At 50.0% G+C, this 21,092-nt stretch carries 17 protein-coding genes and 3 tRNA genes; 19 read left to right on the forward strand and 1 reads right to left on the reverse strand.

Annotation, left to right across the window (positions count from 1 at the left end; translation table 11 throughout):
- Positions 1–114 precede the first annotated feature (114 nt).
- The 3 genes from carA (at position 115) to greA (ending at position 5,060) form a co-directional block, all read left to right on the forward strand.
- Entirely contained in the window at positions 115–1,260 is a 1,146-nt protein-coding gene (gene carA / locus H579_RS0103860) for a glutamine-hydrolyzing carbamoyl-phosphate synthase small subunit (protein WP_028299589.1), read from the forward strand.
- Positions 1,261–1,362: 102 nt separating this feature from the next.
- A complete protein-coding gene (gene carB, locus H579_RS0103865; RefSeq protein WP_028299590.1) occupies positions 1,363–4,587 on the forward strand; it encodes a carbamoyl-phosphate synthase large subunit in 3,225 nt (1,074 codons plus the stop codon).
- Entirely contained in the window at positions 4,584–5,060 is a 477-nt protein-coding gene (gene greA, locus H579_RS0103870) for a transcription elongation factor GreA (protein ID WP_028299591.1), read from the forward strand. Before carB ends, greA begins: the two co-directional genes overlap by 4 nt.
- A gap of 144 nt (positions 5,061–5,204) precedes the next feature.
- On the opposite strand, the gene yhbY is transcribed toward greA, so the two are convergent.
- Positions 5,205–5,528 (reverse strand): ribosome assembly RNA-binding protein YhbY, encoded by a 324-nt coding sequence (gene yhbY, locus H579_RS0103875; RefSeq protein ID WP_028299592.1) that lies wholly within the window; start codon positions 5,526–5,528, stop codon positions 5,205–5,207.
- Positions 5,529–5,639: 111 nt separating this feature from the next.
- Between yhbY and rlmE the strand changes: the two genes are divergently transcribed.
- The 16 genes from rlmE to pnp all read left to right on the forward strand — a co-directional run bounded on the left by rlmE (position 5,640) and on the right by pnp (position 21,071).
- Positions 5,640–6,260: a 23S rRNA (uridine(2552)-2'-O)-methyltransferase RlmE gene (rlmE, locus tag H579_RS0103880; RefSeq protein ID WP_028299593.1), complete on the forward strand. Its 621-nt coding sequence runs from the start codon at positions 5,640–5,642 to the stop codon at positions 6,258–6,260.
- 95 nt (positions 6,261–6,355) lie between these two features.
- Complete coding sequence (ftsH, locus tag H579_RS0103885) at positions 6,356–8,338, forward strand: ATP-dependent zinc metalloprotease FtsH (protein WP_028299594.1); 1,983 nt, start codon at positions 6,356–6,358, stop codon at positions 8,336–8,338.
- A 61-nt stretch (positions 8,339–8,399) separates the two neighbouring features.
- Entirely contained in the window at positions 8,400–9,248 is an 849-nt protein-coding gene (gene folP, locus H579_RS0103890) for a dihydropteroate synthase (protein WP_036565243.1), read from the forward strand.
- Positions 9,249–9,254: 6 nt separating this feature from the next.
- A complete protein-coding gene (glmM, locus tag H579_RS0103895; protein WP_028299596.1) occupies positions 9,255–10,604 on the forward strand; it encodes a phosphoglucosamine mutase in 1,350 nt (449 codons plus the stop codon).
- A 66-nt stretch (positions 10,605–10,670) separates the two neighbouring features.
- The gene (tpiA, locus tag H579_RS0103900) at positions 10,671–11,417 is read left to right on the forward strand and encodes a triose-phosphate isomerase (protein ID WP_028299597.1); all 747 of its coding nucleotides are present in this window, start codon (positions 10,671–10,673) and stop codon (positions 11,415–11,417) included.
- Positions 11,418–11,436: 19 nt separating this feature from the next.
- A complete protein-coding gene (gene secG / locus H579_RS0103905; protein WP_036565245.1) occupies positions 11,437–11,793 on the forward strand; it encodes a preprotein translocase subunit SecG in 357 nt (118 codons plus the stop codon).
- A gap of 37 nt (positions 11,794–11,830) precedes the next feature.
- Positions 11,831–11,917: transfer RNA gene (locus tag H579_RS0103910), tRNA-Leu, on the forward strand.
- Between the two features lie 59 nt (positions 11,918–11,976).
- A tRNA-Met gene (locus H579_RS0103915) sits at positions 11,977–12,053 on the forward strand.
- Positions 12,054–12,272: 219 nt separating this feature from the next.
- Positions 12,273–12,349: transfer RNA gene (locus tag H579_RS0103920), tRNA-Met, on the forward strand.
- Between the two features lie 79 nt (positions 12,350–12,428).
- Positions 12,429–12,893 (forward strand): ribosome maturation factor RimP, encoded by a 465-nt coding sequence (gene rimP / locus H579_RS0103925; protein WP_028299599.1) that lies wholly within the window; start codon positions 12,429–12,431, stop codon positions 12,891–12,893.
- Between the two features lie 23 nt (positions 12,894–12,916).
- Entirely contained in the window at positions 12,917–14,410 is a 1,494-nt protein-coding gene (gene nusA, locus H579_RS0103930; RefSeq protein WP_028299600.1) for a transcription termination factor NusA, read from the forward strand.
- Positions 14,411–14,436: 26 nt separating this feature from the next.
- Positions 14,437–16,923, forward strand: a complete 2,487-nt coding sequence (gene infB / locus H579_RS0103935; RefSeq protein WP_028299601.1) for a translation initiation factor IF-2 — start codon at positions 14,437–14,439, stop codon at positions 16,921–16,923.
- 22 nt (positions 16,924–16,945) lie between these two features.
- Positions 16,946–17,350, forward strand: coding sequence for a 30S ribosome-binding factor RbfA (gene rbfA, locus H579_RS0103940; protein WP_028299602.1), 405 nt, complete (start codon positions 16,946–16,948; stop codon positions 17,348–17,350).
- 5 nt (positions 17,351–17,355) lie between these two features.
- Complete coding sequence (gene truB / locus H579_RS0103945) at positions 17,356–18,273, forward strand: tRNA pseudouridine(55) synthase TruB (RefSeq protein ID WP_028299603.1); 918 nt, start codon at positions 17,356–17,358, stop codon at positions 18,271–18,273.
- Positions 18,274–18,520: 247 nt separating this feature from the next.
- Positions 18,521–18,790 carry a 30S ribosomal protein S15 gene (rpsO, locus tag H579_RS0103950; RefSeq protein ID WP_028299604.1) on the forward strand — a complete coding sequence of 90 codons (270 nt, stop codon included), beginning with the start codon at positions 18,521–18,523 and terminating at the stop codon, positions 18,788–18,790.
- A gap of 163 nt (positions 18,791–18,953) precedes the next feature.
- The gene (gene pnp / locus H579_RS0103955; RefSeq protein WP_028299605.1) at positions 18,954–21,071 is read left to right on the forward strand and encodes a polyribonucleotide nucleotidyltransferase; all 2,118 of its coding nucleotides are present in this window, start codon (positions 18,954–18,956) and stop codon (positions 21,069–21,071) included.
- The last annotated feature ends 21 nt before the right edge of the window (positions 21,072–21,092 follow it).

The following is a 21,092-nucleotide window of genomic DNA, read 5'->3' on the forward strand; positions in this document are numbered from 1 at the left end:
CCAAAAATCACACCGAATAATAAAAAAGCGAGATGAAACATTGTTTCATCTCGCTTTTTTGCAGCTATAGCCCAGAGTTTTCAGTTCAGAATCGCGTGACGGGAGGAGGTTGACTTGACTAGACCAGCCATATTGGCCCTAGAAGACGGCAGTGTTTTTAAGGGTGTTGCTATTGGCAACGACGGCATCACCAGTGGCGAGGTGGTATTTAATACATCGATGACCGGATATCAGGAAATCCTGACCGATCCATCTTATACCAAACAGATTGTAACCCTCACTTACCCCCATATCGGTAATACAGGTACTAACAGCGAAGACGTTGAATCTGAAAACGTTTGTGCATCCGGCCTGATTATCCGAGATCTTCCTCTTTTAGCCAGCAACTTCCGTAACCAGAAATCTCTGGATGATTACCTGAAGGAAAATGGCATCGTTGCTATCGCTGATATCGATACCCGTCGTTTAACCCGTATTCTGCGTGAAAAGGGTTCTCTGCGTGGCGCTATCATTGCTGGTAGCGATATCTCTGAAGATGCTGCTCTGGAAGCCGCTAAGGCATTCCCAGGCCTGAAAGGCATGGATCTGGCCAAAGAAGTGACTACCCGTCAGTCATACCGCTGGAACCAGTCCACATGGGCGCTGGGTGAAGGCTATATCCACCGTGATGACAGCGAGTTGCCATTCCACGTAGTGGCCTATGATTACGGTGTGAAGCACAACATTCTGCGTATGCTGGTTGAGCGCGGTTGCCAGCTGACCGTCGTACCGGCGCAAACGCCTGCCAGCGAGGTGCTGGCGCTGAATCCGGACGGTGTTTTCCTGTCCAATGGCCCCGGTGATCCAGAGCCATGTGATTACGCGATTGCGGCGATTAAAGAGATTCTGGAAACTGATATCCCTGTCTTTGGTATCTGCCTGGGTCACCAGCTGCTGGCTCTGGCCTCTGGTGCGAAGACGGAGAAGATGAAGTTTGGTCATCACGGTGCCAATCACCCGGTTCAGAACCTGGATGACAAGACGGTAATGATCACCAGTCAGAACCACGGTTTTGCGGTAGAAGAAAGCAATCTGCCAGCTAATCTGCGTGCGACCCACAAGTCTCTGTTTGATGGCTCTCTGCAGGGTATTGAGCGTACTGATAAGAAAGCGTTCAGCTTCCAGGGGCACCCTGAAGCAAGCCCGGGTCCACGTGATGTGGCACCTCTGTTTGATCGTTTTATCGAAAACATCAAGGCTTTTACCGAGCAGCGCGGTTAACAGCACACTAGGTGCTCGCGGGTGGAGTCTTGTTAGAGATTCGCTTTGTGAGCGCCAGGCGCTGAACCTGTTATCAATCTGATTTTTAGTGTGTGAGTTACCATGCCAAAACGTACCGACATAGAAAGTATTCTGATTCTGGGTGCCGGCCCGATCATTATTGGTCAGGCCTGTGAGTTCGATTACTCTGGCGCTCAGGCGTGTAAGGCGCTACGTGAAGAGGGTTACCGGGTTATTCTGGTGAACTCTAACCCTGCGACCATTATGACCGACCCTGCCATGGCTGATGCGACCTACATCGAGCCAATCACCTGGCAGACAGTGGCTAAGATTATTGAGAAAGAGCGCCCGGATGCAGTGCTGCCGACCATGGGCGGCCAGACAGCGCTTAACTGTGCCCTGGATCTTGAAAAGCACGGTGTGCTGGAAGAGTTTGGCGTTGAGATGATTGGTGCCAATGCCGACACCATCGACAAAGCTGAAAACCGTGAGCGTTTTGACCGGGCGATGAAAAACATCGGTCTGGAGTGTCCACGCGCCGATATTGCCCATTCCATGGAGGAAGCTTGGGAAGTACAAGCCAAGCTGGGTTTCCCATGTATTATTCGTCCTTCTTTCACTATGGGTGGTACCGGTGGTGGTATCGCGTATAACAAAGAAGAGTTCGAAGAGATCTGTACCCGTGGTCTGGATCTGTCGCCTACCAGCGAGCTGCTGATTGACGAATCCCTGATCGGCTGGAAAGAGTACGAGATGGAAGTTGTGCGTGATAAAAACGACAACTGCATCATCGTTTGTGCCATCGAAAACTTCGATGCTATGGGTGTGCACACTGGTGATTCCATCACCGTTGCTCCAGCACAGACTCTGACCGATAAAGAATATCAAATCATGCGTGACGCCTCTCTGGCGGTACTGCGTGAGATCGGTGTTGAAACCGGTGGTTCTAACGTACAGTTCGGTCAGTGTCCTAAGACCGGCCGTATGGTTGTGATTGAGATGAACCCCCGTGTATCCCGTTCCTCTGCTCTGGCCTCTAAAGCGACCGGTTTCCCGATTGCTAAGATCGCCGCTAAGCTGGCAGTGGGTTACACCCTGGATGAGCTGCAGAACGATATCACTGGCGGTAAGACTCCGGCGTCGTTTGAGCCGTCCATCGATTACGTTGTGACTAAAATTCCTCGTTTCACCTTCGAGAAATTCCCACAAGCCAATGACCGTCTGACTACTCAAATGAAGTCTGTGGGTGAGGTGATGGCGATTGGCCGTACTATTCAGGAATCGATGCAGAAAGCACTGCGTGGTCTGGAAGTGGGTGCAAGTGGTTTTGATCCAGTGCTGGATACTACGGCTGAAGATCATCTGGAAGTACTGAAAGGCGAGCTGCAGAATCCGGGTGCTGAGCGTATCTGGTATATCGGTGATGCTTTCCGTCTGGGTATGAGTGTTGATGAACTGTACGCCATTACCGGTGTTGATCCCTGGTTCCTGGTACAGATCGAAGACATCATCAAAGATGAGCAACGTGTAGCCAAGATGGGTATGGCGGAGCTGAATGAAGATGTGATCTTCCGTCTGAAGCGTAAAGGCTTCTCTGATGAGCGTCTGTCGACTCTGCTGGACGTATCAGAAAAAGAGTTCCGTAAGCTGCGTCAGAAGCTGGGCGTACGTCCGGTTTATAAACGCGTTGATACCTGTGCCGCTGAATTCGCTTCTGATACCGCTTACATGTACTCCACTTATGAAGAAGAGTGTGAGGCTGACCCAAGTGACCGCGACAAGATCATGGTAATTGGTGGCGGCCCTAACCGTATCGGTCAGGGTATCGAATTCGATTACTGCTGTGTACATGCGGCGCTGGCCGCTCGTGAAGACGGTTACGAAACCATTATGGTGAACTGTAACCCAGAGACGGTTTCTACCGACTACGATACCTCTGATCGTCTGTTCTTCGAGCCGATTACGCTGGAAGATGTATTGGAAATTGTCGATAAAGAGAAGCCAAAAGGCGTGATCGTGCAGTTTGGTGGTCAGACGCCTCTGAAGCTGGCTCGTGAACTGGAAGCTGCGGGTGTACCGATTATTGGTACGACTCCTGATGCGATCGACCGTGCGGAAGACCGTGAGCGTTTCCAGAAGATGATTGAACGTCTGGAGCTGGAACAGCCGCCTAATGCAACGGCGCGCAGCCTGGATGAAGCGCTGCTGCTGGCTCAGAAGATCGGTTACCCTCTGGTGGTACGTCCATCCTATGTACTCGGTGGTCGTGCGATGGAGATCGTCTACAGCGATGAAGAGCTGAACCGTTATATGAATACTGCGGTACAGGTGTCTAACGACAGTCCTGTTCTGCTGGATCACTTCCTGAATGCAGCGATTGAAGTGGATATCGATGCGGTATCTGACGGTAAGCAAGTAGTGATCGGCAGTATTATGCAGCACATTGAGCAGGCTGGTGTTCACTCTGGTGATTCCGCATGTTCTCTGCCGCCATACAGCCTGCCTTCCGATGTTCAGGATCAGATGCGCGATATGGTTAAGCGCATGGCGCTGGAACTGGGTGTTGTCGGTCTGATGAACGTTCAGCTGGCCTGGCAAGACGGTGTGATCTACGTAATCGAGGTGAACCCTCGTGCTTCCCGTACCGTACCGTTTGTGTCCAAGTGTATCGGCACCTCTCTGGCTAAAATCGCTGCACGTTGTATGACAGGCATCTCTCTGGAGGAGCAGGGCTTCACGAAAGAGATTGTACCGACGTTGTACAATGTGAAAGAAGCGGTGTTCCCGTTCAATAAATTCCAGGGTGTGGATCCGATCTTAGGCCCTGAAATGAAGTCCACCGGTGAGGTGATGGGTACCGGTGAAAGCTTTGCTGAAGCCTTCCTGAAAGCCCAGCAAGGTGCAGGTGAGCAGATGCCAGCTAAAGGTGGCCGTGTGATCCTGAGTGTACGTGAAGCCGATAAAGCCGGTGTCGTTGATGTTGCAAAAACGCTGCAGAAGCTGGGCTTTGAACTGTTAGCGACCCGTGGTACTGCTGCGGTACTGGAAGCGGCGAACATTCCTGTTACTATCGCTAATAAAGTGAGTGAAGGTCGTCCGCATATTGTGGATATGCTGAAAAATGACGAAGTGGATTATGTGGTTAATACCACAGAAGGTCGCAAGGCGATTGCAGACTCTTCTACCATCCGTCGTACTGCACTTCAGCACAAAGTACCTTACACTACGACTTTAGCCGCAGCTAAGGCTGTTTGTATGGCACTGGAGTATGGTGACGAGATCAATGTACGTCGCCTGCAGGAAATCCATTCAGGAGTAAATGCATGAACCGTTTCCCGATGACAGTGGAAGGTGAAAAGCGCCTCAGAGAGGAGCTGGATGACCTGAAAACTGTTCAGCGTCCACGGGTGATCGAAGCGATTGCTGAGGCCCGTGAACACGGTGATTTAAAAGAAAATGCTGAATACCATGCAGCTCGTGAGCAGCAGGGGTTCATCGAAGGTCGCATTCAGGAGCTGGAAGGCAAGCTGTCTACCGCTCAGGTGATCGATGTCACAACCATCAGCAAAACCGGTAAAGTGATTTTTGGTACCACCATTGATCTGATCAATCTGGATACTGACGACGAAGTGCGTTATCAGATTGTGGGTGATGATGAAGCGGATATCAAAGCCGGTAAGATCTCTGTGAACTCGCCGATTGCCCGCGCTTTAGTGGGTAAAGAAGAAGGTGATGTAGCCGTAGTTATCACACCTGGCGGTGAAGTGGAATACGAGATTTCAGAGGTGCATCACATCTGATCTATTCGTAAAAAAGGGGGCGTATGCCCCCTTTTTGATAAAAACTGGCATGACTCACATTCTACAGAAGTATCAGTGCCGCCAGAACGCTCAATGAGATCCAGTCAAATCCAACTGATTTCTCTTTGAGCTGATTGGTCGTGATTAGCGATTCAGGTAATGCTCGTAGCGCACTAGATTGGACAGTTTGTGGTTTTGTTCAGTGGATTTACGGAACAGGACTGCCATCTTACCGATCGTTTGTACCAGTTCTGCCTGAGTCTGCTGGCAGATCTCTTCAATTAACAGTCCCTTGCTTTCGCGGTCGGCCACACTGATGCGAACCTTGATCAGTTCATGATCCGTCAGTGCACGATCAACCTCTGTGATTAATCCTTCGCTGAGACCGTTTTCAGATACGATCACAACAGGATTCAGATGGTGAGCAATGGCGCGATACTGTTTTTTAGTAGCAGATGTTAATGGCATAGAGCTTCCAGAAGATTGTTGCCTTGAATTTGGCGAAAATTAAACCCACATTGTAGCTAAGAGCAAGTCAGTTGATAATAACTCCCTGAAATAAGTTAGCAGGAATTTTTTGTGGGCAGATCAAAATCCAGTGCAGGCTGGTTAAAAGAACACTTTGATGATCAATATGTGCAGCGGTCCAAGGAGGACGGTTATCGCTCCAGGGCCAGTTACAAGCTGCTGGAGATGAATGAGAAGGATCGTCTCTTTCGTCCCGGTATGACGGTCGTGGATTTGGGGGCGGCCCCAGGTGGCTGGTCACAGATTGCTATCGAGAAGGTGGGGGATAGTGGCGTTGTTATCGCATCCGATATTCTGGAGATGGAGCCCATTGCCGATGTGACCTTTATTCAGGGGGATTTTACAGAGGATGCAGTTTACGATCAGATCATGGCAGCCATTGGCGAGCGTCCGGTTGATCTTGTTATTTCTGATATGGCCCCTAATATGAGTGGTATGGCGGCCATTGATCAGCCAAAAGCTATGTATCTGGTGGAGCTTGCATTGGATCTGGCAACGCGTACCCTGAAAAAAGATGGCGTTTTTCTGGCTAAAGTCTTTCAGGGTGAGGGGTTTGATCAATATCTGCAACAGATCCGAGATAGCTTTAAAAGCGTAATAACCCGCAAGCCTGAAGCTTCCCGAGCCCGTTCCCGGGAGGTTTATCTGCTGGCAAAAGGATTTAAAGGCTAAACCCTGGTCGGATAGTTGAACCGAACAGAGTATAGTATGGTCTACTACAAAGCCTGGTTTCAGGTATACAAAGCGGTCAAACAGAGGGTGAGCCCTTGAACGATATGGCAAAAAATTTAATTCTGTGGCTGATTATTGCTGCGGTGTTATTGACAGTATTTAACAATTTCAGTGTCGACTCTTCGCCACTGCGCATGAATTACTCGGAATTTGTCGAGGAAATTCAGCAGGATCAGGTGCGTAAGGTTGTGGTCGATGGCTACACCATTCAGGGTGAGCGTATTGATGGCAGTCGGTTCGAAACCATACGCCCTGCGGTCCAGGATCCTAAGTTGATGGACGATCTCATTCGTCATCAGGTGATCGTAGAAGGCCGCATGCCTGAGCAGCAGAGCATGTGGTCCCGTCTGCTGGTGGCCAGTTTCCCGATTTTGATCATTCTGGCGATCTTTATCTTCTTTATGCGCCAGATGCAGGGCGGCGGGGGTGGCGGCAAAGGCCCCATGAGCTTTGGTAAGTCCAAAGCCCGTTTGCTGACGCGGGATCAGATCAAAACCACTTTTGCTGATGTAGCTGGTGTTGACGAGGCTAAGGAAGAGGTAAAAGAGCTGGTGGACTTCCTGCGTGATCCGGGTAAGTTCCAGCGCTTGGGCGGTAAGATTCCTCGCGGTGTTTTGATGGTAGGTCAACCGGGTACTGGTAAAACCATGCTGGCTAAAGCGATTGCTGGCGAGGCTAAGGTGCCTTTCTTCACGATTTCAGGTTCTGACTTTGTTGAGATGTTTGTTGGTGTGGGTGCATCCCGCGTACGTGACATGTTCGACCAGGCGAAGAAACAAGCGCCGTGTATCATCTTTATCGATGAGATTGATGCGGTCGGTCGTCACCGGGGTTCTGGCATGGGAGGTGGTCACGATGAGCGAGAGCAAACTCTGAACCAGCTGCTGGTTGAGATGGATGGTTTTGAACCCAACGATGGTGTCATCGTGATTGCTGCGACTAACCGTCCGGATGTACTGGACCCTGCACTGCTGCGTCCTGGTCGCTTTGACCGTCAGGTGACCGTAGGTTTGCCGGATATTCGTGGTCGTGAGCAGATCCTGAAGGTACATATGCGTAAGGTGCCGATTGCTGAGAATGTCAATCCAGCAATTATTGCCCGTGGTACTCCAGGCTTCTCTGGTGCGGACTTGGCGAACCTGGTGAACGAGGCGGCACTGTTTGCAGCCCGTTCAGATAAGCGTCTGGTTGGCATGGATGAGTTTGATCTGGCGAAAGATAAGATCATGATGGGCACTGAGCGTAAGTCCATGGTGATGTCAGAAAAAGAGAAGCTGAATACAGCCTATCACGAAGCAGGTCACGCGATTGTCGGTCGTATGGTGCCTGAGCATGATCCGGTTTATAAGGTGAGCATCATTCCTCGTGGTCGTGCGCTGGGTGTGACCATGTTCCTGCCAGAGGAAGATCGTTACAGCCAAAGCCGTACTGGTCTGCTGAGTCAGATCTGTAGCCTATACGGTGGCCGTATTGCCGAAGAGATGACCTTGGGGTTCGACGGTGTGACCACAGGTGCGGCGAACGATATTAAGCGTGCTACTGAGATAGCCCATAATATGGTGGCTAAGTGGGGCTTATCCCGTGAACTGGGTCCTCTGATGTATAACGAAGATGAGTCTCATCAGTTCCTGGGTGGTCCTGGCGGCGGCGGCGCTGGTAAATTTGGTTCTGCAGAAACCAACAGTAAGCTGGACAAAGAAGTGCGCAAAGTAATCGATGAGTGTTACGAGCGTGCCTTTACTATTCTGACTGAAAATCGCGATAAGCTGGATATGATGGCCGATGCTTTGATGAAGTACGAAACCATCGATGCTAAACAGATCGACAGTATTATGGAAGGTAAGGTGCCAGCGGCTCCAGAGGGTTGGACTGAGAAACATGAAGCTGAGGCCGCGAAATCAGCCTCTGCGGACGATGTGATTTCTGAGATTAAGTCAGACATCTCTTCTCAGGATCATCAGTCAAAAACTGATACTGAAAACAAAGGTGATGATAAAGATCAGAATAACCTGCACTGATCTGGTTGCCTGATACCGGGGCGTGATTTAAAGTGTTTGATTTTCAAGTCGAGTTACCTTGATGTCAGCACAGGAATCACGCCCTTTTTCTTTTGCCACCCGCACCCTGGACCTGAATACTCCTCAGGTGATGGGGATCCTCAATGTCACTCCTGATTCTTTTTCCGATGGCGGCCAGCATCATGGTTTGGACCAGGCGTTGCGCCATGCCGAACGTATGTTGCAGGAAGGCGCTACTTTAATTGATATTGGTGGTGAGTCCACCCGACCCGGTGCCGACCCTGTGACAGAACAGGAGGAGCTGGAGCGTGTTGTGCCTGTGGTTGAAGCCATTAACGCGCGTTTTGATGCCGTGATCTCGGTGGATACCAGTACACCTGCCGTCATCACTGAAGCGGCCAAAGTGGGGGCCGGTCTGATTAATGATGTGCGTGCTCTGCAGCGGGAGGGTGCTGTTGAAGCCGCGGCCGGCACAGGTTTACCCGTATGTTTGATGCATATGCAGGGGCAACCTAAAGATATGCAGCAGCAACCCAGTTATCAGGATCTGCTTGCCGAGTTAAAACAGTTTTTTACTCAACGGGTGCAGGTTTGTGAGCAGGCGGGCATATCAGCGGATAAGATTATTCTCGATCCCGGTTATGGCTTTGGTAAAACTGTGGAGCACAATTTTAGTTTGATTAAACACCTGCCGGATATTCTGGCCATGGGTTATCCGGTTCTGACGGGCACCTCGCGTAAGAGTATGTTGGGTGCTGTAACAGGACGGGAAGTAGTCGACCGTCTACCGGCTAGTATTATCAGTGCTACGCTGTGTGCTGAGCGTGGTGCAGGTATTGTTCGTGTGCATGATGTGGCCGAAACAGTAGATGCGCTAAAGATTCTGGCTGCCGTTTTAGAGGCGAAATAATTACATATGAGTCGTAAATATTTTGGTACCGATGGTATCCGTGGCACCGTAGGTGAGTATCCTATTACCCCTGAGTTTGTACTGAGGCTGGGTTGGGCTGCAGGTAAGGTGTTTAACCAGCAGGGCCACAACCGTATTTTGATTGGTAAAGATACCCGTATTTCTGGCTATATGTTTGAATCTGTGCTGGAGGCTGGTTTGTCTGCGGCAGGGATGGATGTTTATCTGCTCGGCCCTATGCCTACTCCAGGTATCGCTTATCTGACCCGCACCTTCCATGCTCAGGCTGGAATTGTGATCAGCGCGTCCCATAACCCGTTTGCCGATAATGGCATTAAATTCTTCTCTGCGAGCGGTACCAAGCTGCCGGATGATACCGAGCTACAGATTGAAGCGATGTTGGATCAGGAGATGAGTACGGTTGCCCCTGATAAACTTGGAAAGGCCCGCCGTATTGATGATGCTGCTGGGCGCTATATTGAATTTTGTAAAAGTACCTTCCCGAACGGCTATGATCTCAATGGCTTAAAGATCGTGTTAGATTGTGCCCATGGTGCGACTTATCATATTGCTCCAGCAGTATTTGAAGAACTCGGTGCAAATGTAAGTTCAATTGGTGCCAAGCCGGATGGTCTGAATATCAATAAAGAGGTGGGGTCTACACACCCTGTTGCACTACAGGCGGCGGTATTAGGGCAGCAGGCTGATCTGGGTATTGGCTTTGATGGCGATGGTGATCGTCTAGTAATGGTCGACCAGGCCGGGCGTATCCTGGACGGTGATGATCTGCTCTATATCATTGCTAAAGATATGCAGCAGCAAGGCACATTGAATGGTGGAGTAGTCGGTACCTTGATGACTAACTTCGGTCTGGAGCAGGCTTTTAAGAGGATGGATATTCCTTTTATCCGTGCCAAAGTAGGCGACCGTTATGTGATGGAGCAGCTCCAGGTGAATGATTGGTTGTTAGGGGGGGAAAACTCCGGCCATCTGGTATGCAAGCATGTACAGACCACGGGTGATGGTATCGTTTCGGCCCTGCAGGTGCTGGCAGCGATGAAACATAATAATAAGAGTCTAACTGAAATGTTAGAGGGTTTAGCCAAGCTGCCTCAAGTGCTGATCAATGTGCGTCTGGGTAATAAGGGGGCAGCTGAGGTGCAAAATGCAGACGCGGTTCAGCAAGCCATCGCAGATGTTGAAGCTAAGCTGGATGGTAGTGGCCGCCTGTTATTGCGTCCGTCAGGTACGGAACCTTTGATCCGGGTAATGACCGAAGGAGAGAGTGAAAGTGAGATTCGTCTGCTGGCGGAGTCATTAGCTCAGGTAATTGAGCAGGAAGTCGCCCGTATTTAGCCGCATGCGCTTGTCAGCGGCAGTGGCTTGCAGTAATATTTTGCGCCCTGAATTAGTGGAATTGCCATGCGTAAGAAAATCGTTGCCGGCAACTGGAAAATGAACGGTTCTTTGGAGCTGGTCAATAACCTCTTGCCCCGTTTAGTAGAAGTTAGTGAAGAAACTCAGGCTCAGATCCTGGTTTGTCCTCCTGCACCCTATCTGACCCAGGCTCAGGCGCTGGCAGGCGATAAGGTGGCTGTGGGTGCTCAAAACTGTAGTGAGCAGGCTTCCGGGGCGTTCACCGGTGAGGTTTCTGTGTCCATGTTAACAGAGCTGGGTATGAGCCATGTTCTGATCGGTCATTCGGAGCGCAGGGCAATTTACAGTGAAACTGATGCCCTGGTGGTTGCTAAGGTTAAAGCGGCTGTAGAGGCTGGCCTGGTTGCTGTACTGTGTGTAGGTGAAACTCTGGAACAGCGCGAAGCAGGCCATACCTTGGGTGTTGTGCTGGGTCAGATCAAGGTGGTGCTGGATGAGTTAACCGTTGAGCAGTGGTCTCAGCTGGTTGTTGCCTATGAGCCTGTCTGGGCTATTGGTACAGGAAAAACGGCAACCAGTGCACAGGCTCAGGACGTTCATCAGGCTATTCGTCAGCAACTGGCGGGATATGATGTGCAGCAGGCTGAGGCTGTCTCTATTCTGTATGGAGGTAGTGTGAAGGCCTCTAATGCGGGTGAGCTCTTTGCTCAACCGGATATTGATGGGGCTCTGGTGGGTGGTGCATCCCTGGTGGCCGAAGAATTTATCTCAATCTGCCGTCAGGCGGATTAATTGAACACAGGTTAGTTTGATGGAAACGATTATCTTAGCGGTACACGTAGTTCTGTCGGTTGCTCTGATCGGTCTTGTAATGATTCAGCAGGGTAAAGGTGCAGAGGCGGGTGCTTCTTTTGGTGGCGGTGCTTCACAAACCATTTTTGGTAGCACAGGTAATACTAGCTTTTTGGGTCGTATTACCGCTATAATTGCCGCCCTGTTTTTCGCAACCAGTCTGGCTTTGGCGGTTTATGCCAGTCAGCAGGCAAAAACGAGTAACGCTGCGGCAACCACAGGTCTTGTGACTGAGGAAGCTGTTAAAGAAGCGAGTACTCTGCCTACTCTGGAGGAAGATGCAGCACCGTCTAACGGTGATGTGCCAAGCGAATAAGCGCTTTTGGATATAAAATAAGCGTAGTGTTAATGTTGCCGAAGTGGTGGAATTGGTAGACACGCCATCTTGAGGGGGTGGTGTCCTTATGGACGTGCGGGTTCAAGTCCCGCTTTCGGCACCAAGTTTTTCCTTAATTTGCAGACACTTAGAAATAAGTGTGTTATATTAAGGATATGTTGATGCGGGGTGGAGCAGCCTGGTAGCTCGTCGGGCTCATAACCCGAAGGTCGTCGGTTCAAATCCGGCCCCCGCTACCAATTCAAGGTCAGAATAAGCGAGTCGTTTATCTGCCTTTTGCTTATCGGTAGTAATAGTTGTTTGCTCTGATAAGTGCTGGATCCAATAGCGCAAGTAAAAGTGTTTTAATGCTCTGCTTGGTTATTGCGACAAGATGCTGTGTTATATATAAGTTGAGCAGTATCTAAGCATTTGTTGACTATCTGTACTAGAGTCAATATAATGCGCTCCTTCATTGATGCGGGGTGGAGCAGCCTGGTAGCTCGTCGGGCTCATAACCCGAAGGTCGTCGGTTCAAATCCGGCCCCCGCTACCAATTTCAAATAACAAAAAGCCCCTTTTATAGGGGCTTTTTGTTAGCTACGAAAAAAGTTTCAGCATATTTGGGGTGAGAGATGGCAAAGAAAGAGACTTTGCTGATCGAGCTGGCCAAGCCAGTGGTCGAAGCGCTGGGGCTGGAATTCTGGGGACTTGAATATAAGCCTCAGGGGAATCATTCATTACTGCGTGTCTTTATTGATAGTCCTAACGGCATCACCGTCGATAACTGTGCGGAAGTTAGTCGCCAGTTTAGTGGTGTGCTGGATGTCGAAGATCCTATCAGCAGTGAATATACCCTGGAAGTATCATCCCCCGGAATGGATCGCCCCCTGTTCACGATTGAACAGTTTGCACGTTATAAAGGACATAAAGTAAGCCTGCGTCTGAATCTGGCCTACGAGGGCCGCCGCAAGTTTACCGGCATACTGAACGGCATTGAAAATGACGACGAAGTGTTGTTAGTGGTCGATCAGGATGAATACTGTTTCCCGATTGAAAATATTGAGCAGGCCCGAGTAGTGCCGCAGTTTGATAATTAAGGACTTTTTGTTGAGGCAATGGCATGAGTAAAGAAATTCTTCTGGTAGTAGATGCCGTTTCAAACGAGAAAGGCGTTTCCAAAGAAGTTATTTTTGAGGCAATCGAACTTGCTCTGGCAAGTGCCTCCAAAAAGCGCTTAGATGACGAAGAAGCTGAAGTTCGGGTGGTGATCAACCGTAAAACCGGTGATTACGATACTTTCCGCCGTTGGCACGTAGTGGAAGATATTGAGCTGGATGACCTGGATTACGAGATCTCCCTGACCAATGCTCAAAAACAGAACCCTGATCTGAATGTGGGTGATGTGATCGAAGAGCAGATTGAATCTGCTGAGTTTGGTCGTATTGCCGCTCAGACTGCGAAACAAGTGATCGTACAGAAAGTACGTGAAGCTGAGCGTGCTGAGATTGTTCGTCAGTACGAAGAGAAGCAGGGTGAGGTCGTTAACGGTTCTGTCAAGAAAGTGACCCGTGATGGCATTATTGTAGATCTGGGTAACAATGCTGAAGGCTACCTGGCACGTGACGAGATGATTACTGGTGAAAAATACCGCATCAATGATCGTGTTCGTGCTCTGCTGGCTGAAGTTCGCCCGGATGCCCGTGCTTCTCAGTTAATTCTGAGCCGTGCCTGCCCTGAGTTCCTGATCGAGTTGTTCCGCATAGAAGTACCTGAAATTGCAGAACAGCTGATCGAAATTCGCGGTGCCGCCCGTGACCCTGGCCAGCGTGCTAAGATTGCGGTTAAGACCAACGATAAGCGTATTGACCCTGTGGGTGCTTGTGTTGGTATGCGTGGCTCCCGTGTACAAGCAGTGTCTTCCGAGCTGGGTAATGAGCGTGTTGATATTGTGCTGTGGGACGATAACCCAGCTCAGTTAGTGATCAATGCTATGGCTCCGGCTGATGTGGCTTCTATCATCGTTGATGAAGATAAAAACGAGATGGATGTCGCTGTAAATTCCGAAAATCTGGCTCAGGCCATCGGTCGTAATGGACAGAACGTGCGTCTGGCCAGTGAACTGACCGGCTGGAAGCTGAACGTGATGACGGAAGAGGAAGCGGACGCCAAGCAAGGTGAAGAGTTCGACAGTATCGTACAACTGTTTATCAATCATATGGATGTTGATGAAGAGTTGGCTCGTGTACTGGTGGAAGAAGGTTTCACTTCGCTGGAAGAGATTGCATATGTGCCTATTGATGAGATGTTGAGCGTCGAAGGCTTTGATGAAGATTTAGTTAAAGAACTGCGCAGCCGTGCGAAAGATGAGTTGTTGAATCTGGCTATTGCTACTGAAGAGCAGCTGGAAGACTCAGAACCTGCGGAAGATCTGCTGAATATGGAAGGTGTTGATAAACACCTGGCCTATGTGCTTGCCAGCAAAGGCATTTGCACAATGGAAGATCTGGCAGAACAGTCGATTGAAGACTTGCTGGATATTGAAGGCATGTCTGAAGAGAAGGCTGGCCAGCTGATTATGACGGCTCGTGCCCCATGGTTTGAAGACGGCGAGTAAGCGTAGAAGTCACAGGAGAGAAATGAATGGCAGAAACAACTGTAAAAGAGTTTGCCGAAAGTGTGAACCGACCTGTGGACCGTTTGCTGGAGCAGATGAGCGAAGCAGGCCTGCCACATAAGCGTCAGGACGAAGCTGTATCTGAGAAAGACAAGCAAACACTGTTGGCTTTTCTGAAGAAGAGTCACGGTGGTGATACTGCTGAGCCAGGCAAGATTACGCTGAAGCGTCGTACAACCAGCAAACTGAAAACGGGTGCGGGTAAGAAGACGGTTAATATCGAAGTGCGTAAAAAGCGTACTTATGTGAAGCGCAACGAAGCTGAGCTTGAAGCAGAAGCCAAAGCCAAAGCAGACGCTGAGGCGAAAGCCAAAGCTGAAGCAGAGGCTAAGGCCAAAGCTGAAGCGGATGCTAGGCGTAAAGCCGATGAAGCGGCTAAGCGTAAGCAAGCGGATGCAGCGCGAGCTAAGTCCACTGGTGAGCGTCAGTCTAAGCCTGCGGAAGCAGCGCCAGTAGAGCAGAAGACAGAAAAACCTGTACGCGAGAAGAAGTTCCGTGATCAGGATGCAGCACCAAGCAAGCCTGCCGGTAAAGGCAAGCGCAGCGGTAACAAACCTTCTTTTGCTAGTGAAGATGGTCGTCGCGGCGGTGGTAAGAAAGACAGTCGTGGTGCACGCAAAGGTCAAAAAGGCGCGCGCGGTAATGATCGTCGTAATGAACCTAAGCGCGAACATGGTTTTGAAAAGCCAACGGCACCTATTGTGCGTGAGGTATCGATTCCAGAAGCGATCACAGTCAGTGAACTGGCTGAGAAAATGGCTGTTAAAGCCGCTGAAGTGATCAAGGTTATGTTTAATATGGGCGCTATGGCGACCATTAATCAAGTGATCGATCAGGATACTGCGCAGATCGTAGTAGAAGAGATGGGTCACAAGTTCAAGCTTATCAATGATAACGCCCTGGAAGATGACTTCCTGGATGCGATCAGCTACGAAGGTAAGGAAGTAACCCGTGCGCCAGTTGTGACCGTGATGGGTCACGTTGATCACGGTAAAACCTCCCTACTGGATTACATCCGTCGTGCCAAGGTTGCTGATGGTGAGTCCGGTGGTATTACCCAGCACATCGGTGCTTACCATGTAGAAACCGGTCACGGTATGGTGACCTTCCTGGATACCCCAGGTCACGCTGCTTTTACTGCGATGCGTGCCCGTGGTGCCAAAGCCACTGACGTGGTGATCCTGGTTGTAGCGGCTGACGATGGCGTGATGCCTCAGACAGAAGAAGCGGTTCAGCACGCGAAAGCGGCAGGCGTACCTATCGTTGTTGCAGTGAACAAGATTGATAAAGAAGCGGCTGATCCAGATCGTGTGAAAACTGAACTGGCCGCTAGAGAAGTGATCCCTGAAGAATGGGGCGGTGACGTTCCTTTCGTTCATGTATCTGCTAAAGCAGGTACGGGTGTTGATGAGCTGTTGGATGCCGTACTGTTACAGGCTGAAATTCTGGAGCTGACTGCAGTACCGGAAGCGCCAGCGAAAGGTGTGGTAGTCGAAGCGCGCCTTGATAAAGGTCGTGGCCCTGTTTCAACGGTAATGGTTCAGAACGGCACCCTGCGCAAAGGTGATATGGTTCTGGCAGGCGTTCACTATGGTCGTGTGCGTGCACTGATTGATGAAAATGGTCATCAAACAGAAGAAGCGGGCCCTTCCATTCCAGTTGAAATTCTGGGTTTAGATGGTACGCCTGATGCGGGCGATGAGTTCACCGTAGTTCAGGATGAGCGTAAGGCCCGTGAAGTGGCGCTGTTCCGTCAGGGTAAATTCCGTGATGTGAAACTGGCTCGCCAGCAGGCTGCTAAACTGGAGAACATGTTTGAGAACATGGGCAAAGGTGAAGTGGCTAACCTGAACGTGGTGCTGAAAACCGACGTACGTGGTTCCCTGGAAGCGATCAGTGCAGCACTGCAAGATCTGTCGACCGATGAAGTGAAGGTGAATATCATCTCCTCTGGTGTGGGTGGTATCGCGGAAACTGATGCAAACCTGGCCCTAGCGTCTAGCGCCGTACTGGTAGGCTTTAACGTGCGTGCGGATGCTTCTGCCCGTAGTATCGTTGAGCGTGAAGAGATCGATCTGCGCTATTACAGCGTGATCTACGAACTGATTGATCACGTGAAACAAGCCATGACCGGTATGCTGGCACCTGAATATAAAGAAGAGATTGTGGGTATCGCCGAAGTGCGTGATGTCTTCCGTTCTCCGAAACTGGGTGCAATTGCTGGCTGTATGGTGGTTGAGGGTACGGTTTACCGCAATAAGAAGATCCGTGTGCTGCGTGACAACGTTGTAATCTATGAAGGTGAGCTGGAATCCCTGCGTCGCTTTAAAGATGACGTTAACGAAGTACGTAACGGTGTCGAATGTGGTATCGGCGTGAAGAACTATAACGATGTGAAAGAAGGCGATAAGATCGAAGTCTTTGACAAAGTTAAAGTTGAGCGCACGCTGTAATCTTACTGAGGATTCAATCTGAATGTCCCGTGAGTTCAAGCGTACGGACCGAATTGGTGAGCAGCTCCAGAAGGAGCTGGCTCAACTGATTCAGTTTCAAGTTAAAGATCCACGTCTGGGGATGGTGACGGTTAATCACGTCAAGATCAGCCCGGACCTGGGTCATGCGGATGTCTATGTCACTATATTGGGCAAAGATACGGAAGAAGAAGCGAAAGAAGACCTGAAGGTACTGAACAGTGCGACAGGTTTTCTACGTCGTGAGATCGGTAAAGCGATCAAGCTGCGTGTACTGCCACACCTGCGCTTCCGTTATGATGTTGCTCTGGTACAGGGGCAAAAGCTCTCCAGCCTGATTGATAAGGCTGTAGCAGAAGACAACGCGCGCAGTGGTTCAGACGCTGCTGATAATCAGCAGGAGGGCTGAGCCCTGTGGCCCGTCGACGTAAAGGTCGGAATATTTCCGGCGTTTTGCTATTAAATAAGCCGACCGGTATTTCCAGTAACAAGGCGCTGCAACGTGTACGCGCCATGTTAAATGCCAGTAAGGGTGGCCACACCGGCAACCTGGATCCTATGGCGACCGGTCTGCTGCCTCTCTGTTTTGGTGAAGCCACCAAGTTTTCCAGCTATCTGCTTGATGCCGATAAGGCTTATATCGCCTGTGCCCGTTTGGGCCAGATCACCGACAGTGGTGATGCCGATGGTGAGATGATCGAAGAGCGTCCGGTTCCTGAGATTACCGAAGAACAGATTCGTCAGGTGATGGATCAGTTTACCGGTGATGTTGAACAGGTACCGCCGATGTATTCTGCTCTGAAACAGAATGGTCAGCCGCTGTATAAATTGGCTCGTGAAGGGAAAACCGTTGAGCGCAAACCGCGCCCGGTGACGATTTTCCAGATCGAATTGATCAGTTGGCAGAGTCCAGATTTGACCTTCTCCGTGCGCTGCTCTAAGGGTACCTATGTGCGTACCCTGGCAGAAGATATGGCAGAGGCGTTGGGTCCAGGTGCTCACCTGATCAGCCTGCATCGTACCCATACCGGTGGTTTTGCTGCGGATGCCATGATCGATATGGATCAACTGCAGAGCGAGCGTGATCAGGAGCTGTCGTTAGATGGTTATCTGATGAGTCCTGATGTCTTAGTGGCCCATTTCCCGCAGAAAAATTTGTCAGCGACGGAAAGTCAGCGTATCCTGCACGGCCAGGATGTCGCCAATGATGGTAACCTCACCGGAATGGTGCGTTTATACGACGCTGAAGACCAGTTTATCGGTCTGGCAGAAGCGACAGATGAAGGGCGTTTACAGCCCCGACGTATTGTCGTCACTGAGCAGAATGATTGATCTCTTTTAGCACTAAATCACGCTAAAAGATCAGTTAGGCTTAAGTAGCATCCTATTTTTCATTGTGAAAAATTAACGAATTTTTAGTCAGTGCCTTTATCCCGTTTATAAACGGTAGATAATTGCGCTGACTTAATCTGTGGGTTGATTGGGTTCTACTCGGTCAACCACAGCTAGGATAACTGTAAATATGCACGGTTATCCCGAACTTTTCTTTCATTGCATATTTTTTTATTGGAGAAGTACCATGGCACTGTCTGCAGAAAAGAAAGCAGAAATCGTAAAAGAATACCAGCAAGCTGAAGGCGATACTGGTTCTCCTGAAGTTCAGGTTGCTCTGCTGACTCACAACATCAATGGTCTGCAAAGCCACTTCAAAGCGAACAAGCAAGATCACCACTCTCGTCGTGGTCTGATTCGCATGGTAAACCAGCGTCGTAAGCTGCTGGACTACCTGAAGAAGAAAGATCTGGGCCGTTACAGCTCTCTGATCAAGCGTCTGGGTCTGCGTCGCTAATATTAGCTACGTTGTCCGCAGGACATATGGCTCTTTGTTCTTGAGCATTTTTACTCATTGACAATAGATTGCCCTTTGAAGCCCGCTATCACTTTGATAGCGGGCTTCTTTGTGTGAAAATAACGCACACATAGAAAGCAATAGATATTGGAAGGAAATTACCGTGAATCCGGTTACTAAGACTTTTACATACGGCAATGAGACCGTAACGCTTGAAACGGGCCGTATTGCCCGTCAGGCCACTGGTGCTGTAATGGCTACTATGGGTGGCACCTCTGTGCTGTGTACGGTTGTCGCCAAGAAAGATGCGGCACCGGATGCGGGCTTTTTTCCACTGTCTGTTCACTACCAGGAAAAAACTTACGCAGTAGGTAAAATCCCTGGCGGTTACTTTAAGCGTGAAGGTCGTCCTACTGAAAACGAGACCCTGACCTCTCGTCTGATCGACCGTCCAATTCGTCCTCTGTTCCCAGACGGCTTTATGAATGAAGTACAGGTGATCTGTACAGTGATGTCTGCGGACAAGATCAACAACCCTGATATCGTAGCCATGATCGGCACCTCTGCAGCTCTGGCTGTATCCGGTGTACCTTTCAACGGCCCTGTGGGTGCGGCGCGTGTTGGTTTCTCTGATGATGAAGGTTACCTGCTGAACCCAAACAAAGAGAAGCTGGAAGAGTCTCTGCTGGACATGGTGGTTGCTGGTACTGAAAGTGCGGTACTGATGGTTGAGTCTGAAGCAGAAGAACTGACCGAAGACGAAATGCTGGGTGCGGTACTGTTTGCTCATAAAGAGATGCAAGCTGTAGTTCAGGCTGTACGTGAGTTTGCCGCTGAAGTAGCGACACCTGCCTGGGACTGGCAAGCTCCGTCTGAAGACACTGAAACCAAGCAACTGGTTTCTCTGGCTTACGCTGATAAGATTAAAGAAGCTTACAAGATTACTATCAAACAGGACCGTTATGCGGCTCTGGGTGAACTGAAAGCTGAAGCTGTTGAAAAACTGGCTAACGAAGAGACCGGTCCATCTGCGGATGCGATTAAGTCAGCCTTCAGCAGCCTGGAAAAACAAACCGTACGTCAATCCGTAGTAAACGGTGAGCCACGTATCGACGGCCGTGATCAGGATACTGTTCGTGGTATTAACGTTGAAGTGGGTATGCTGGCTAAAACTCACGGTTCTGCCCTGTTCACCCGTGGTGAGACTCAGGCTATCGTAACGGCTACTCTGGGTACGGCTCGTGATGCACAGATGACTGAAACTCTGGCCGGTGAAGTACGCGACCCGTTCATGCTGCACTATAACTTCCCTCCATACTCTGTAGGTGAAGCAGGCTTTATGGGTGGTCCTAAGCGTCGTGAGATCGGTCACGGTCGTCTGGCCCGTCGTGGTGTGCAAGCAGTTCTGCCAACTGAAGAAGAGTTCCCATACTCTATCCGTGTGGTTTCTGAAATTACTGAATCCAACGGTTCCAGCTCTATGGCGTCTGTTTGTGGTGCGTCTCTGGCTCTGATGGATGCGGGTGTGCCTCTGAAAGCACCGGTTGCCGGTATCGCAATGGGTCTGGTTAAAGAGGACAACGGCTTTGCTGTTCTGACCGATATTCTGGGTGACGAAGATCACCTGGGTGATATGGACTTTAAAGTTGCAGGTACTTCCGAAGGTATCACTGCTCTGCAGATGGATATCAAGATCGAAGGTATCAACGAAGAGATCATGGAAGTGGCTCTGAATAAAGCTCTGAATGCGCGTCTGCACATTCTGGGTGAGATGAATAAGGTGATCAGTACAGGTCGTGAGACGCTGTCTGAAAATGCACCGGCCATGACTCAGTTGAAGATCGATCCTGAGAAGATTCGTGACGTAATTGGTAAAGGCGGTGCAACTATTCGTTCTATCTGTGAGCGTACCGGTGCATCTATCGATATCGACGACGACGGTACTGTTAAGATCTACGCAGAGAACAAAGCTGCGGCACAAATGGCGATCGACGAAGTAGCAGGCATTACAGCCGAAGCTGAAATCGGTGCGGTTTATAAAGGTACTGTAGTACGTCTGGCTGACTTTGGTGCCTTTGTTAACTTCCTGCCGGGTCAGGATGGTCTGGTACACATCTCTCAGATTGCACAAGAGCGTGTTAACGCAGTCAGCGATTACCTGAAAGAAGGTGACGTAATTGCAGTTAAAGTTCTGGACGTGGACAACCGCGGCCGTGTGAAACTGAGTGTGAAAGAAGTATCTGAAGAAGAGAAAGCGGCTACTCTGGCAGAAGCCGAGTAAGCTTTTCTTCACAAAATGCTT

It is taken from the genome of Oceanospirillum beijerinckii DSM 7166, from assembly GCF_000422425.1.
Classification (GTDB): domain Bacteria; phylum Pseudomonadota; class Gammaproteobacteria; order Pseudomonadales; family Halomonadaceae; genus Oceanospirillum; species Oceanospirillum beijerinckii.

Excerpts from the sequence above, each read along its gene's own strand:
- rbfA (WP_028299602.1), top strand. The coding sequence starts at position 16,946 with ATGTCCCGTGAGTTCAAGCGTACGGACCGAATTGGTGAGCAGCTCCAG.
- glmM (WP_028299596.1), top strand. The coding sequence starts at position 9,255 with ATGAGTCGTAAATATTTTGGTACCGATGGTATCCGTGGCACCGTAGGT.
- tpiA (WP_028299597.1), top strand. The coding sequence starts at position 10,671 with ATGCGTAAGAAAATCGTTGCCGGCAACTGGAAAATGAACGGTTCTTTG.
- carB (WP_028299590.1), top strand. The coding sequence starts at position 1,363 with ATGCCAAAACGTACCGACATAGAAAGTATTCTGATTCTGGGTGCCGGC.
- folP (WP_036565243.1), top strand. The coding sequence starts at position 8,400 with ATGTCAGCACAGGAATCACGCCCTTTTTCTTTTGCCACCCGCACCCTG.
- secG (WP_036565245.1), top strand. The coding sequence starts at position 11,437 with ATGGAAACGATTATCTTAGCGGTACACGTAGTTCTGTCGGTTGCTCTG.
- rimP (WP_028299599.1), top strand. The coding sequence starts at position 12,429 with ATGGCAAAGAAAGAGACTTTGCTGATCGAGCTGGCCAAGCCAGTGGTC.
- rpsO (WP_028299604.1), top strand. The coding sequence starts at position 18,521 with ATGGCACTGTCTGCAGAAAAGAAAGCAGAAATCGTAAAAGAATACCAG.
- greA (WP_028299591.1), top strand. The coding sequence starts at position 4,584 with ATGAACCGTTTCCCGATGACAGTGGAAGGTGAAAAGCGCCTCAGAGAG.
- yhbY (WP_028299592.1), bottom strand. The coding sequence starts at position 5,528 with ATGCCATTAACATCTGCTACTAAAAAACAGTATCGCGCCATTGCTCAC.
- infB (WP_028299601.1), top strand. The coding sequence starts at position 14,437 with ATGGCAGAAACAACTGTAAAAGAGTTTGCCGAAAGTGTGAACCGACCT.
- nusA (WP_028299600.1), top strand. The coding sequence starts at position 12,917 with ATGAGTAAAGAAATTCTTCTGGTAGTAGATGCCGTTTCAAACGAGAAA.